Here is a 13,830-nt window from a genome sequence, read left to right on the forward strand (position 1 = left end):
AAAGAGGTCTTCATGAACATCCTGGCCATCGATCCCGGCTCCACGTCGACCAAGGTAGGGGTGCTGCGCGCGGGGAAACTCGTCAAGGCGACCATCGAACACCCCCGCCTCGAGATCGAGAGTTTCCACGCCGTGATGGAGCAGTTGGACTACCGGATGGAACACCTGGTCCGCTACCTGCGTGAAACCGGTGCCGAGCAGCTGCGTTGGGACGCGGTGGTCGGGCGCGGCGGCCTGGTCCGCCCGGTGCCGAGCGGGGTCTACCTGGTGGAGGAGCCGCTGCTTGGGGACCTGATGCGGGGGGTGAACGGCGAGCACGCGGCGAACCTGGGCGGGGTCATGGCCCACGCGGTGGCGGCGCGCCAGGGGGCACCGGCCTTCGTGGTGGACCCGCCGGTCATCGACGAGATGTGGCCGGTAGCCCGCATCTCCGGCATGGCGGGGATCGAGCGGCGCAGCATGTTCCACGCCCTGAACCAGAAGGCGGCGGCGCGCGAGGTGGCGCGGGAGCTGGGGAAGCCGTACCAGGAGCTGAACCTGATCGTGGCGCACATGGGGGGCGGCATCACGGTGGGAGCGCACCGCAAGGGGCTGGTGGTGGACGTGAACAACGGCCTCAACGGGGACGGCCCTTTCTCCCCCGAGCGGACCGGCGGCCTCCCGGTGATCGGGGTGTTGCAGCTCGTGGAGCAGGGGGCCTTCACCACGGAGCAGCTGAAGAGCATCGTGGCGCGCAAGGGGGGCGTCTTCTCCTACCTCGGGACGGTGGACCTGCGCGAGGCGGAGGAAAACGCCCAAAAGGGGGACCGGTGGGCGGCCCTGGTGCTGGAGGCCATGGTCTACCAGGTCGCCAAGGAGATCGGCGCCCTGGCCGCCGCCCTTTCCGGGGAGGTGGACGGCATCGTCTTGACCGGCGGGCTCGCCTTCAGCGACGCCGTGGTGTCGGGAGTGCGGCGGCGGGTGGCCTTCATCGCGCCGCTATTCGTGCTGCCGGGGGAGTTCGAGATAGAGGCGCTGATCGGGGGGGCGTCAAGGGTCCTCTCCGGCGCCGAAGAGGCGCGGCGTTACCCGGGAGGAACCGATGAAGATCGGACCTAATCTGAGGGCCGTGGTCGCGGCCAAGGGCGTGCCGATGGACGAGGTGCGCGAGGCGCTTGGGTGGGACCGGGAGACCCTGGACCGGGTGCTCGCCGACCGGCTCTCCCCCGGCATCTCGGAGCTCTTGAGGCTCGCCACCTTCCTGGGGGTCGGCATCTCCCGGCTTTTGGGGGGCGACCAGGAGTCGGGGCGGCGCGCGGTGAAGACCGGCAAGGACGAGCGGGTCGGGGTGGACCGGCGCAACGCCCTGCACTACGAGAGTCTGGCGCAGGCCTTCGCCGGCCGGCACCTGGAGCCTTTCGTGGTGGACCTGTACCGCGCCCCGGAAACGGAGCCGGATCTGAGCCGCCACCCCGGCGAGGAGTTCCTGTTCGTCCTCTCCGGCGAGCTCGAGGTCACCGTGGACGGCGAACCCTTCCACCTCGAGGAGGGGGACTCACTGTACTTCGACTCCCTGCTGCCGCACGTGCTGGTCTCCCTCAGCGAACACACCCGGCTGATGGCGGTGCTCTACCGGGGCGAGTCCATGCTGCAGCTCACCAAGGGGCACGGCATGAAGAGCCTCATCGAGGCGGCGAGGCTCGCCCCGCGCCAGAACGTGGTCCTGGTCTGCCCCGACCCCTGTTCCCTCAAGGCGGTGAACAAGGGGATCGAGGAGGGGATCCTGGAGACCGCCTTCCTGGTGGGGGATCCGGTCCAGGTGCGCGCATCCTGCGCCGACCTCATGATCTTCGAGAAGCAGTACCGTTTCGTCACCGTCCCCGCCGGAGCCGACCACGAGCGGGAGGCGGCGCTGGCCGGCGTGGAGCTTGTGGCTGGCCGGCAGGGGGACCTCCTCATGAAGGGGGGGATCAACACCGCAGTCCTGATGAAGGCGGTCCTCGCCAAGAAGACCGGGATCGGCACCGGCAGGAGGCTCTCCAACGTCAGCATCTTCGAGCTTCCGGGCGTGGAGCGGCTCATCTTCCTGACCGACCCCGCCATCAACCCCGAACTCTTCGCGCACCAGGAGGCCGCCTCGGCCATCGACATCATCGAAAACGCCATCCACGTGGCGCGCGCCCTGGGGGTCGAGCGTCCCAAGGTGGCGCTTTTGGAGGCGAACGAGGTCCCTTCCGCCAACATCCCCACCACGCTCCTGGAACAGGAGCTTTCCCGGCGCCAATGGCCGCAGGCCGACGTCTACGGTCCGCTCTCCTACGACCTCGCCCTCTACCCGGAGTCGGTGCGCAAGAAGGGTCTTACCGGGAACCCCGTGGCCGGCCAGGCCGACATCATCGTGGTGCCGCACATCTCGGGGGGGAACTTCCTCTACAAGAGCTGGGTCTTCACCATGGGGGCCGAGGTTGCCAACGTGGTGTTGGGCGCCCGCGCCCCCATCATCCTTACCTCCAGAAGCGACAGCGACCTCACCAAGTTCCTCACCATCTGCGCCAGTTCCCTCTACGGCCACTACCTGCGCCGGGAAGGGTGAAAAGGGGGAGATTCCCTTTGCCGTTTGCTTTCCCCACGGCGGCCGGGTATGCTAATGAACGTTTGATCACTCCGACGCGAGGAAAGCATGCCCAGCATCCCGCTCATCATCGGCCACCGTGGCGCCTCCCGTGACGCTCCCGAAAACACCCTTGCCTCGTTCAGGCTCGCCTTCGCGCAGGGGGCGGACGGCATCGAGGCCGATTTCCGGCTCACCCGTGACGGCCGCATCGTCTGCCTGCACGACGCCGGCGCCTCCCGCACCGCCGGCAGCGACCTCGAGGTGGCCGAGGCGACCCTGGCCGATCTGCAGCGTCTCGACGCCGGGAGCTGGAAGGGGGGGGAGTGGCGTGACGAGCGCATCCCGACCCTGGCACAGGTGCTCGAGACGCTCCCCGCCGGCAAGAGGCTCTTCATCGAGCTCAAGTGCGGGGCCGAGATCCTCCCCCCCCTGGCCGCAGACCTCGCCCGCGCCGGGGTCCCGGCGGAACGGATCCGCTTCCTCGCCTTCGACCACCTGCTGGTGGCCGCGCTCAAGAAGCGCCTTCCCGACCATCGCGCCTGCTGGCTCTGCGACTACCGCTGGCGCGGCGGCTGGCATCCCTCGGCCGGAGAGGTACTCTCCCGGCTGGACGAGATCGGCGCCGACGGCCTGGCCAGCAGGGACCGCGCCATACTCGACGCCTCGCTGGTGGGGGGGGTGCGGGAACGCGGGCTGGAAATCCACGTCTGGACCGTCGACTCCGCACGGGACGCCAAAAGGCTCTGCGACCTCGGCGTCGACTCCATCATGACCAACCGCCCGGGATGGCTGCGCCGTGCCCTGGAGCTGCCGCAGGAGAGAGCATGAACCGCAAGGCATACCTCGCCACCGGCCGCATGATCGCGATGCTCCAGGGGTTCTCCAAGCTGCGGGTTAACGTCCACGGCAAGGAGCACATCCCCGAAGGTCCCGTCGTCTTCGTGGTGAACCACTTCACCCGCATCGAGACGGTGCTGCTTCCCTACCACATCTACCGCCTGACCAAAATCCCGGTCTGGTCCCTGGCCGACGCCTCGCTGTTCGCGGGTCCGCTGGGGCGCTTTCTGGACCTGATGGGGGCGGTCTCCACCAAGAACCCGGACCGCGACCGGGTCATCGTCAAGACCCTGCTCACCGGCGAGGCGAGCTGGATCATCTTCCCGGAGGGGAGGATGGTGAAGGACAAGGAGCTGTTCAAAAAGCACCTGCTCCTTCCTCCCAGCGGGGTGCGTCCCCGTTCCGGCGCCGCCACGCTCGCGCTGCGCACCGAGTTCTACCGGCAGAGGATGCTGAGGCTGCAGGGGGTGGCGCCGGAGGAGGTGGCGAGGCTCCAGGGGATGTTCCAGATCCCCGACCTCGGGCCGCTCAAGAAGGTAAAGTGCCACATCGTCCCGGTGAACATCACCTACTACCCGCTGCGTGCACGGGAGAACGCGCTCAGCAGGCTCACCGAGCTCTTCCTTGGGGAGGCCCCCCTGCACCTGAAAGAGGAGATCCTCACCGAGGGGAGCATGCTCCTCTCCGGCGTGGACATCGACATCCGCTTCGGCAGCCCCATCGACCCTTCCGCCTATCTCACGAGCCGGGGCGTCGAGGCCGACATCGTCTCCACGGCAAGCTACGGCTTCGACGATAACCTCCCCTCGCTGAGCGAGATGAAGCACGCGGCCAACCGCCTCATGCAGCGCTACATGAGCAGCATCTACAGCCTCACCACGGTGAACCACGACCATCTCTTCGCCTCTCTTCTGAGGGCCTATCCCTTCAAGGCGATCGACGAGGACGACTTCAGGCGCAGGGTCTTCCTGCTGACCAAGCTCTGCCTGAGGGACACCGCCTGCAGGCTGCACCAAAGCCTCAGTACCGACCAGGTGTCGCTGTTGACCGACGACCGCTACCATAAGTACCGCGAGTTCCGCGAACTGGCGCTGGAGAAGGGGGTGGTGGTGCAAAAGGACGGCGAACTGGTGAAGGACCGGGCCAAGTTCTCCGCTCCCTTCGAGATGCAGCGCGCCAGGATCGACAACCCCATCGGCGTCATCGCCAACGAGGTGCTCCCGCTCACCCCGCTGCAGCGCGAGGTGCACCTGATGGCGTGGCTGCCGGTCTGGCTGGTGCGCAAGAAGGTGGCGCAGATCCTTGAAACCCAGGCGCTGGAGGAATTCGACGCCGACTATCGCACATACTTCCGCGAGGGGGAGAGCAAGGAGAGCGAGGTGGGGATGCCCGTGCTCCTGAAGGGGACCTCGCGCCGCCTGGGAGTGGTGCTGGTGCACGGCCTTCTCTCGGTACCGGCGCAGATGCTGGAGCTCGCCCGCTACCTGCAGGGGAAGGGGCTCTGGGTCTACCTGGTGCGCCTGAAAGGGCACGGCACCTCCCCGGAGGACCTCGCCCTCAGAAACGGCAACGACTGGGTGGCATCGGTGGATCTCGGCTACGCCCTGATGAAGGCCCTCTGCGACCGGGTCGTCGTCGGCGGCTTCTCCTTCGGAGGGGGAGTGGCGCTGGACTGCGCCAGCCGGGTGGGGGACGCGGCGGGAGTCTTCGCCGTCTGCCCGCCGCAGCGGCTTTTGGACATCTCCTCCCGCTTCGCGCCGGCGGTCACCGTCTGGAACCGGGTCATGGACGTCTTCAGCTACCAGTGGGCCAAGAAGGAGTTCGTGGAGAGCGTCCCGGAACGCCCGGAGCTGAACTACACCAGGATCCCGGTCAGCGCGCTGCGTGCCATGGAGCGTTTCATGAGCGAGCTGGAGCCGAAGCTGGCCGGGATCCGGACGCCGGTCCTGGTGCTGCAGTCCGAGGGGGACCCGGTGGTCGACCCGCGCGGCTCGCAGCGGCTCTTCGAGATGCTGGGGAGCGAGCACAAGAGCTACCGGAGGTTCCCGCTCAAGCGCCACGGCATCCTGGCCGGCGCGGGCTCCGAGGAGGTGCACGCCGCGGTGGGCGCTTTCCTCGACGCCATGCCGGGGGCTCGGGGCGTCGGGGAGGGACCGCAGCAGGGGTAGCGGGCTTTTCAGATCTGTCGGGATCTGCTACAAGGGTGGTATGGGAAACGACAACTGGCAGGGGATATTGCAGAAGAGGCACTGGGTCTTCGACCTGGACGGCACCCTCACCGTGGCCATCCACGACTTCGTTCACATAAGGAGCGTGCTGGGGGTCCCCCAGGGGAGCGACATCCTGGGGCACCTGGACGGGCTACCCGAGGCGGAGGGGATACGGGCGCGGGCGCTTTTGCAGTCGATCGAGGAAGAGCTGGCGGGAAGGACGGAACCGGCCGAGGGGGCGCTGGAGCTTTTGCAGCTGTTGCACGAGCGCGGCACCCGGATCGGGGTCCTCACCCGAAACACCAGGGAAAACGCACTGGCCACCCTGTCGCGCATCGGGCTCACTCCCTTCATCGGGGCAGGGGACGTGCTGGGGCGGGACGACGCCCGGGCCAAGCCCGACCCGGACGGCATCCACAAACTGGCGTGCCGCTGGGGAGTCTCCCCGGCGGCACTGGTGATGGTCGGTGATTATGCCTTCGACCTGCAGACCGGTCGCGCGGCCGGCGCCGGCACCGTTCATGTCGATCCTGCCCGCGCCTTCCGCTGGCCCGAGCTCACCGACCTCGCGGTGGGGAGCCTGGCCGAGCTGGCGCAGGCGCTTCAGGCCAGCGTCTCCAGCTCATGGTCGGCTATCTGCACGATCTCGTCGTAAATGGCCAGCATGACGTGCATGTCGCACCACTTCCTGGTCATGGCGTGGATCAGGTAGCCTCCGTTCACCAGGGTTCCGGAAAGGAGCGCGATGCCCAGCATCCTCTGCTCCTCGACCGACAACAGGAAGCAGGCGTAGACCGCGATGTTCACCATGGAGAAGAGCCACGCCACCTCGGGACCCTTGAACGGGTTGAGCATGACCTTGGTGAGGTCCATGTAGTAGCGGGTAAGCCCCCGCACCCTGCGCATGCAGTCGATGATCCCTTCGCTTTGCTCCTTCAGGTACAGGCTGGCCAGGAAATGGGTGCTCGCCTTCTCTTTGCCCTTCGCCATCCGTTCCTTCACGTACATGTCGATCGCTTCGTCCACTGTCTCTTTGCTCATGGCTGCCACCTTTGGATGCCTGTTCCTGCATCCGGTCGGATCTCTATGTGAGGGGCGTTCATTCGCCCTTCGGATCAAGTAGGGGGAAAGGGCTCTGGCATCGGCGGAGGTCGAGCCTTGCATAAGGAAAACTATGGTGCAAAAGAGCCTAGGTGTCAACAGCTCTCCCCTTGCGTATCTGTCCCATTTATCGGCGCAACTTTGCTTTAGTTGACAACTTTCTGCTCCTGCCGTACTCTCGGAGCCTGTCTTGAAGGGAATCGCGGCGCAACTGCCTGAAACTTCGATCTGGAGGGGTATGGGGAACAAACATCAGCACGGGAAAGGCCTGGCCGAGCAGGGGCTCATCGTCTCCCATTTCGGGGTTGCTGTAGAGGTGCTCTTTGAGACGGGCGAGCGGCGCATGGTGAAGGTGAAGCGCAACTCGGGGCACGTGGTCGGCGACGGGGTCACGGTGCTCGGCGAGGTGCTGCACAGGCTCCCCAGGAGGACCGAGCTGAGCCGGCGTGACGCCCGCGGGGGCATCCACCTGGTCGCCGCCAACCTCGACGTGCTCGGCGTGGTACTCGCTCCCGGCACCCCCTCCGGATTCCTGGACCGCGCCATCGTCGCCGCCCGCACCGCCGGGTTGGCCCCCTTCGTCGTCCTCAACAAGTGCGACCTTCCCGAGGCCTTAGAGCTTGGCAGGGTGATCGGCTCGGTCTACGACGGCATCCTTCCCTTGTTCCCCTTGAGCGCCGTCACCGGAGCCGGCATCGAGCCGCTGCGGGACTTTCTGCGCCAGGGGCACCGGGGCGCCTTCGTCGGCACCACCGGGGTGGGGAAGAGCTCCCTGATGAACGCGCTCTGCCCCGAGCTCAACCTGAAGGTCGGGGCGCTCTCCGACTACAACTGGACCGGCAGGCACACCACCACCGTTTCGTCCCTGCACGCCCTTCCCGGCGGCGGCGAACTGGTGGATACCCCGGGTTTTAGGGACTTCGGCCTCGTGGACATCACCGTGCAGGAGCTTGCCGCCTGGTTTCCCGGCTTCGAGTCGCTGCAGGACCACCGTTGCCGGTTCAACGACTGCCGCCATCGGCAGGAGCCGGGATGCGCGGTGCGCGACGAGGTCACCTCGGGGGGGATCAGCGAGGAACGCTACCAGACCTACCTGGTGCTCCTGGGCGAGGTCGAGGCGCTGGAAGAGGAGGCGCTGCGGCGCAACTGGAAGAAATAGAGAGTAAAGAGGAGATACATGGCCGTACCCTGGAAAGTATTGCAAAGCGTGAGCACCGGCGACGGGATCTTGGAACTGAGACAGCGCGGCGAGCGGGATTTCCTGATCACCGTGAACGGACTGGTGCTGATGAACAGCTCTCTGCACCGGTCGGAGGTGGCGCTGGGGGAGGTGGCCTGCGGCCATCTGAAGCACGAGGCGGCGCCCCGGGTGCTGGTGGGGGGATTGGGGATGGCGATCACCCTGCGGGCGGTGCTGGACCAGTTGCCGGAGAAGGCGAGCGTGCTGGTGGCGGAACTGAACCCGGTGGTCCTGCAGTGGTGCCGCGGACCGCTGGCGCCGCTCACCGCCGGGGCGGCCGACGATCCCCGGGTCGAAGTGGAGATCGCCAACGTGGCCGACGTGATCAGGCGAAGCGCCATGCAGAAAAGCAGCTTCGACGCCATCGTGCTCGATCTCTACACCGGCCCCCATGCCAAGACGGACAAGATAGCGGACCCGCTCTACGGCGAGATCGCCATCGAGATGAGCAAGGGGGCCCTAAAGCCCGGCGGCGTGTTTGCCGTCTGGGGGGAAAACTACGACCAGGGCTTCGACAAGCGCCTGCGCCAGGCCGGTTTCTCGGTCACCTGCGACCGTCCCGGCCGCGGCGGACTGCGGCACGTCGTCTACCTGGCCCGCCTGGCGGCCCGTCCTGAATCTCGTCCGGAAGGGCGCCCGAAACGGCCGTCCCGCCGGTGACAGGTACCTCCAGCTAACAATTCCAACCGCCCCCGACTCTCCCGCGCCCTCACCCCCACCCCCCTCTCCCTGAGGGAGAGGGGAGGCGAAAGTCTCCCTGCCAGCCGCAGGGCACCGCCCACCGCTGCCCCCTATCCTCAGGCGGCCGCGCCGAAATCGGCGCCCGCGTACTGCACCGCGGCGGGATCGTTCGCCCTCGGGGGGGACACCGCGTGCACGCCGCCGCAGGAGGGGCACCCCTGCACGAACGTCCGCAGCACGAACTCCCTGCCGCATTCCTGGCATCGTACCTCCAGCGCGTTGGGCAGCGGCGAACATGCCACCCGCCCGCCGTGAGCCGCCAGTACAAACTCAACCAGTTCCCTTCCCGTAGCGTAGGGGCCACCGCTCCTGGAGCTACCCGAACCGCAATCGCACATCCTTCCTCCCTTGTTTCTTTTTGGTTCACCAGCGTGCCGCAGGCTAGCACGGCGCCGCTCCCGCCTTCCTTGACCTCGGTCAAAAAACCGCGCTTACCAAACGATTTCCACCCCCGACAGTCGCTAAATTCGCCCCTCGGCTTATTGCAAAGGCGCCCGCTTCCAGTATATTGTGTTGGTGTTTTTTAATGTAAATCCGCGAGCGAGGAGACGACCCAGATGGAAGAAGAGAAACCGAGCGTGGAAATCGCAGACATCGGAATCGTCAACAGCCACGATCACCTCTGCCTGCTGTACCAGGAAGAGACAGAGGTGCTGAACCTGGTGCTCCACTTCATCCAGAAGGGGGTGGCGATAGGGGAGCGCTGCGTCTACCTGAACGCCGCCCAGCAGAAGCTGGAGCGGCTGCTGCAAAACGTAGTCGAGGTACAGAAACAGGACTCAGGCGCGCTGGTCCTGCTGCCGGTGAAGCAGACCTGGCTCAGGGGAGGGACGTTCAGGCAGGAGCGGGTCTTGGAGCTTTTGCGCAACATCTGTGCTGGCGCCGCGGCCGAGGGATTCAGCGGGACCCGGATCATCTGCGACATGGCCTGGGCGGTGAAGGACGCCAAGTCGCTGGAGCTTTTGAACCGGTTCGAACGCGACCTCACCTCGTTTGCAGCGGAACACGATACGGCGTTGCTCTGCCTGTACGACCGGCGGCTGTTCAGCCCGGAACTGCTCCTGGAACTGGCCCGCATCCACCCGGGGGTGGTCAGCGGCGGCAGGGTCTGCGGCAACCCGCTGTTCATCCCGCCGGGGGCGCAGCCGCGCAAGAAGGCTGCGGTGTGCGAACTGGACGTATTTTTGGCCGCCTCCCAGCGCATCACCATGGTGGAGGCGGAAACGGAGCGGCTCAAGCAGGAACTGGAGCAGGCCTATGCGGCCCTGGCCCGCAAGATCTACGAGAACTGGCAGGAAGAGGACACCTTGCGGGCCAGCGAACAGGAGATCCACGAGAAGGACGAGGCGCTCCTCGCCAACCGCAGGCGCCTGCAGACCATCCTGCAGCATCTCCCGGCGGTCATGATGGCCTTTGACAATGCCGATCGCCTGGCCGCCTGCAACCACGAGTTCGAGCGGGTGACCGGCTACCGGGGCGAGGAGGTGATGGGGAAACCGATGCTGGAGCTGCTCCAGGTCGACGGTGCGCTACGCGAGGATGTGGTGTCGGCGCACCCGCCGCAGGGGGGGGACTACCGGGGGCGGGAATGGAATCTCCGCTGCAGGGATGGCTCCCCCAAACTCATCTCCTGGTCCAACATCTCGCGCTACGTGCCGATCACGGGGTGGGTGAACTGGATCATCGGGCTGGACGTGACCCCGAGGGTGCAGGCGGAGAACGGGCTCAGGGCGCTAAAGGGAGAGCTGGAGGCCCGCACCGCGGAGCTTGAGGCCATCGGACAGGCGGTGTCCCAAGATCTGGGGGCGCGGCTGGCACGGATCAGCGGGGATTGCGGCAGGTTGCAAAAGCTCAACAAAAGCCAGCTCGACCCTCCCTGCCGCGAGCTTTTGGAGGACATCGGCGCCGCGGCGCGGGAGCTTTCCGGGGCCGTCGCCGCCCTGGAGCGCATGACCGCGCTGACCGCGGCGGAGCTGCAGCCGGTGGAGGTGGACCTGAGCGCCATGGCATCGGAGATCGCGGCCCAGCTAAGCGACCACGCCCAACGCCCGGTCGATTTCCGGATCGAGGATGGGGTGACGGTCACCGGCGACAAGGACATGCTGCGGCTGGCGATGGAGCAGCTTTTGGGGAACGCCTGGCACTGCACCATCGGCGTCAAACACCCGGTGATCAAGTTCGGCACCGCGCAGGTCGAGGGGGAGCGCAGTTGCTATGTGAGCGACAACGGCCCCCGGCTGAGCGCGAGCCTGTGTGAGGCGACCGGCGGCGGGAGCGGTCCGGAAGGAAGTTGCCGCGGCATCGGATTCGCCACGGTACAGCGCATCATCAACCTGCATCGGGGGCGGATTTGGAGCGCGGAGCAGGCAGGGAAGGGGGGGACCCTCTACTTCCAGGTCTAGCGACGCCTTAAGGCAGAGAGGCTGGTCATGAAAAGCAACGAAGCGACGCCGGCAGTAGTGGTGGTGGATGACGACCAGGAGATGCTGCAGATCTACCGGGCGCTTTTGCAGGGGCACGGCGTCGGGCCTGTGTTGACTTTCGACGACGGCGAGACGCTGGTTCTCTACCTGCGCCGCAACGAGGCGGCCCTGGTGGTCCTGGACCTGGCGCTTCCCACCGTAACCGGGCGTGATCTTTTGCCCCGCCTGGTCGAGGAATTTCCGCATCTGCCGGTGTTGATCATCACCGGCCTGGCCGAGGTGGGGCAGGCGGTTTCCTGCATGCGTGCCGGGGCCTGCGACTACCTGTTGAAGCCGATCGACAACGCGCTCTTCCTCGCTGCCATCGAACGCGCGCTGGGGCTATCCGAGGACGAGAACCGGCTGCGTCGGCGGCGCATGCCCTTCCCCGACATCGTCACCGAGGACCCGCAGATGCTGCGGCTCATGAAACGGGCCCAGGCGGTCTCCCATACCGGGCAGCCGGTGCTGATCACCGGGGAAACCGGCGTCGGCAAGGAGCTCTTCGCCGAGGCGGTGCATCGTTGCTCGGGGAAAAAGGGGGCGATGGTCACGGTGAACGTGGCGGGGCTTGACGATGCCGTCTTCTCCGACACGTTGTTCGGCCACCGCAAGGGGGCCTTCACCAGCGCCCAGGAGAACCGCGAGGGGCTGATCAGGAAGGCTGCGGGGGGGACCCTCTTCCTTGACGAAATCGGCGACCTGCGCGAGGGCGCCCAAGTCAAACTGCTGCGGCTGATCCAGGAGCACGAGTACCTGCCGCTTGGTTGCGATGTGGCGGCGAAAACGGACGCTGGCATCGTGGTGGCCACCAACCGGGACCTGAAGCAGCTTCTGGAGCAGGGGAAGTTGCGCGAAGACCTTTACTACCGGCTGAGCTGCCACCGGCTCCACATCCCGCCGCTTAGGGAGAGGCAGGGGGACATCCCCTTGCTGCTGGAACATTTCGTGACCCTGGCCTCCCGGCAGATGGGGAAAAAGCGACCATGGTACCCTTCCGAGCTGCCGCGGCTGTTGCAGCGGTACCACTTCCCGGGGAACGTGCGCGAGCTGCAGGCCATGGTCTACGACGCAGTCGCCCTGCACGAGAAGGGCCCCCTTTCGCTGGCGGCCTTCCGCACCAACATGAGCGCCCCCTCCGGCAAGGGACTCACCGTTGAGGGGCACGAGATCGTCACGGTCATCTTCAACGGGTTTCCCAGCATAAAGGAGGCGCAGTCGCACCTGATCAGCGAGGCGCTGCGGATGTCCAACGGCAATCAGGGCGAGGCCGCGACTCTGCTGGGGATCTCCAGGCAAGCCCTCAACAACCGGCTCAGGAGGAGGTCGGCCTGAACCGGTTGCAACGGAAGTTGCACCTGCCACAAACGTTGCCTGCCTCCGATCCGCCGCCAGCAAGGCCTCGGCGCCCTCAGCCACCAAAACGGTAAACCTTTGTTGCCTGTCCCAGCGCCGCGCTTGGTACCCGGCATGGGTAAGTGGCCGGAATGTCGCGGGCAGATCGGGAGGGGGGCATGGGCACGGTTGCTGCTGATGTACCAGGACGGATCGAGTCGCAATGGCGAAAAATGGGATCTTTACAGGGTAGCAGGGACGTCTGTTCGGGGAAGCGGCCGCGGCCGCTTCCAGGTGCACCGGGAAAGACGTCACATGGCGAGCCCCGCAAGGGGGCAAGGTCAACAGGGGGTGCCCCATGACCGACACGTACAAGGCAAAGAGGAACAACGGGGAGGGGCGTTTTTTGAGCATAGACAAGGAAATAGCGTCGAGCATGCTGAACGCGTCTTACGCGGTCGATCTCAAGTCGGCCGTGCATAACTCGCTGGAGACCATTCGCAACATGCTCCTTGAGCGCCCTAACAACGAGGAGATCAGCCTGCTGACCCAGCAGGTGGAGCGCCTGCTCACCGAGCAGACCGAGCGGCTGGAATCCATCAACCGGGACCTTGAGGCTTTCAACTACTCGGTGGCCCACGACCTGTGCGCGCCGCTCAGGAGGATCTGCGGCTTCACCCGCGCGCTGCAGGAGCAGTACGCCGGACGGCTCGACCTGGAGGGGATGGATTACCTGGAGCGCATCTTCAAGTCCAGCCAGCACATGAACGACCTGATCGAGGCACTTTTGCAGCTCTCCCAGCTTTCCTACCTGAACCTGAAGCGGGAGGTGGTGGACCTCTCCGAGATAGTCAGCGACACCGCGGCCGACCTGGCCCAGGGAACCCCGCAGCGCAAGGTCGAATTCGTGATCCAGCCCAGGATCCGCACCTTCGGCGACCATAACCTGCTCGAAATCGCCATGAAAAACCTTCTGAGGAACGCCTGGAAATTCACCCAGATGCGGGAGGCCGCCCGCATAGAGTTCGGGGCGCAGGAGAGCGCCTCGGACAAGACCTGTTTCCTGAAGGACAACGGCATAGGCTTCGACATGGCCAACGCCGAGCGGATGTTCCACGCCTTCCAGCGCCTGCACAGTTCGAGCGAATACCCCGGAAACGGCATCGGCCTCACCACCGTGCAGCGCATCATCAACCGCCACGGCGGGCGCATCTGGGCCGAAGGAGAGATCGACAAGGGGGCCACCTTCTACTTCACGCTGCAGTCGTGCATAACCTGAAAAGTCCCTTTTGCTGCGCGGCCCGATCTGCT

The 13,830-nt window shown here is 66.0% G+C and carries 12 protein-coding genes; 10 read left to right on the forward strand and 2 right to left on the reverse strand.

Annotated elements, in window-relative coordinates:
* Positions 1-12: 12 nt before the first annotated feature.
* From buk to KP003_RS04610, 5 genes are all read left to right on the forward strand, one after another.
* Entirely contained in the window at positions 13-1,098 is a 1,086-nt protein-coding gene (buk, locus tag KP003_RS04590; RefSeq protein ID WP_217300407.1) for a butyrate kinase, read from the forward strand.
* Complete coding sequence (locus KP003_RS04595; protein ID WP_217300408.1) at positions 1,082-2,572, forward strand: phosphate acyltransferase; 1,491 nt, start codon at positions 1,082-1,084, stop codon at positions 2,570-2,572. Before buk ends, KP003_RS04595 begins: the two co-directional genes overlap by 17 nt.
* 87 nt (positions 2,573-2,659) lie before the next feature.
* Positions 2,660-3,421 (forward strand): glycerophosphodiester phosphodiesterase, encoded by a 762-nt coding sequence (locus tag KP003_RS04600; protein ID WP_216498393.1) that lies wholly within the window; start codon positions 2,660-2,662, stop codon positions 3,419-3,421.
* Positions 3,418-5,598: an alpha/beta fold hydrolase gene (locus KP003_RS04605; RefSeq protein WP_216498392.1), complete on the forward strand. Its 2,181-nt coding sequence runs from the start codon at positions 3,418-3,420 to the stop codon at positions 5,596-5,598. The genes KP003_RS04600 and KP003_RS04605 overlap by 4 nt, the downstream gene beginning before the upstream one ends.
* Before the next feature lie 40 nt (positions 5,599-5,638).
* Positions 5,639-6,295, forward strand: coding sequence for an HAD family hydrolase (locus tag KP003_RS04610; RefSeq protein ID WP_216790774.1), 657 nt, complete (start codon positions 5,639-5,641; stop codon positions 6,293-6,295).
* Here KP003_RS04610 and KP003_RS04615 read toward each other — a convergent pair.
* A complete protein-coding gene (locus KP003_RS04615) occupies positions 6,244-6,681 on the reverse strand; it encodes a GSU0071 family protein (protein WP_216498390.1) in 438 nt (145 codons plus the stop codon). The genes KP003_RS04610 and KP003_RS04615 overlap by 52 nt on opposite strands.
* 298 nt (positions 6,682-6,979) lie before the next feature.
* Here KP003_RS04615 and rsgA point away from each other — a divergent pair, with 298 nt between their 5' ends.
* Both rsgA and KP003_RS04625 read left to right on the forward strand, forming a co-directional pair.
* Positions 6,980-7,900, forward strand: coding sequence for a ribosome small subunit-dependent GTPase A (gene rsgA / locus KP003_RS04620; protein WP_217300409.1), 921 nt, complete (start codon positions 6,980-6,982; stop codon positions 7,898-7,900).
* A gap of 18 nt (positions 7,901-7,918) precedes the next feature.
* Positions 7,919-8,641: a spermidine synthase gene (locus KP003_RS04625; RefSeq protein ID WP_216498388.1), complete on the forward strand. Its 723-nt coding sequence runs from the start codon at positions 7,919-7,921 to the stop codon at positions 8,639-8,641.
* Between the two features lie 137 nt (positions 8,642-8,778).
* On the opposite strand, the gene KP003_RS04630 is transcribed toward KP003_RS04625, so the two are convergent.
* Positions 8,779-9,060, reverse strand: a complete 282-nt coding sequence (locus tag KP003_RS04630; RefSeq protein ID WP_216498387.1) for a hydrogenase maturation nickel metallochaperone HypA — start codon at positions 9,058-9,060, stop codon at positions 8,779-8,781.
* A gap of 219 nt (positions 9,061-9,279) precedes the next feature.
* Here KP003_RS04630 and KP003_RS04635 point away from each other — a divergent pair, with 219 nt between their 5' ends.
* The 3 genes from KP003_RS04635 to KP003_RS04645 all read left to right on the forward strand — a co-directional run bounded on the left by KP003_RS04635 (position 9,280) and on the right by KP003_RS04645 (position 13,798).
* Complete coding sequence (locus KP003_RS04635) at positions 9,280-11,124, forward strand: MEDS domain-containing protein (protein WP_217300410.1); 1,845 nt, start codon at positions 9,280-9,282, stop codon at positions 11,122-11,124.
* Between the two features lie 27 nt (positions 11,125-11,151).
* Positions 11,152-12,519 carry a sigma-54-dependent transcriptional regulator gene (locus KP003_RS04640; RefSeq protein ID WP_217300411.1) on the forward strand — a complete coding sequence of 456 codons (1,368 nt, stop codon included), beginning with the start codon at positions 11,152-11,154 and terminating at the stop codon, positions 12,517-12,519.
* Positions 12,520-12,877: 358 nt separating this feature from the next.
* Positions 12,878-13,798: a sensor histidine kinase gene (locus tag KP003_RS04645; protein WP_216498384.1), complete on the forward strand. Its 921-nt coding sequence runs from the start codon at positions 12,878-12,880 to the stop codon at positions 13,796-13,798.
* The last annotated feature ends 32 nt before the right edge of the window (positions 13,799-13,830 follow it).

Source organism: Geomonas diazotrophica, from assembly GCF_019063885.1.
In the GTDB taxonomy this organism is placed as follows: domain Bacteria; phylum Desulfobacterota; class Desulfuromonadia; order Geobacterales; family Geobacteraceae; genus Geomonas; species Geomonas diazotrophica.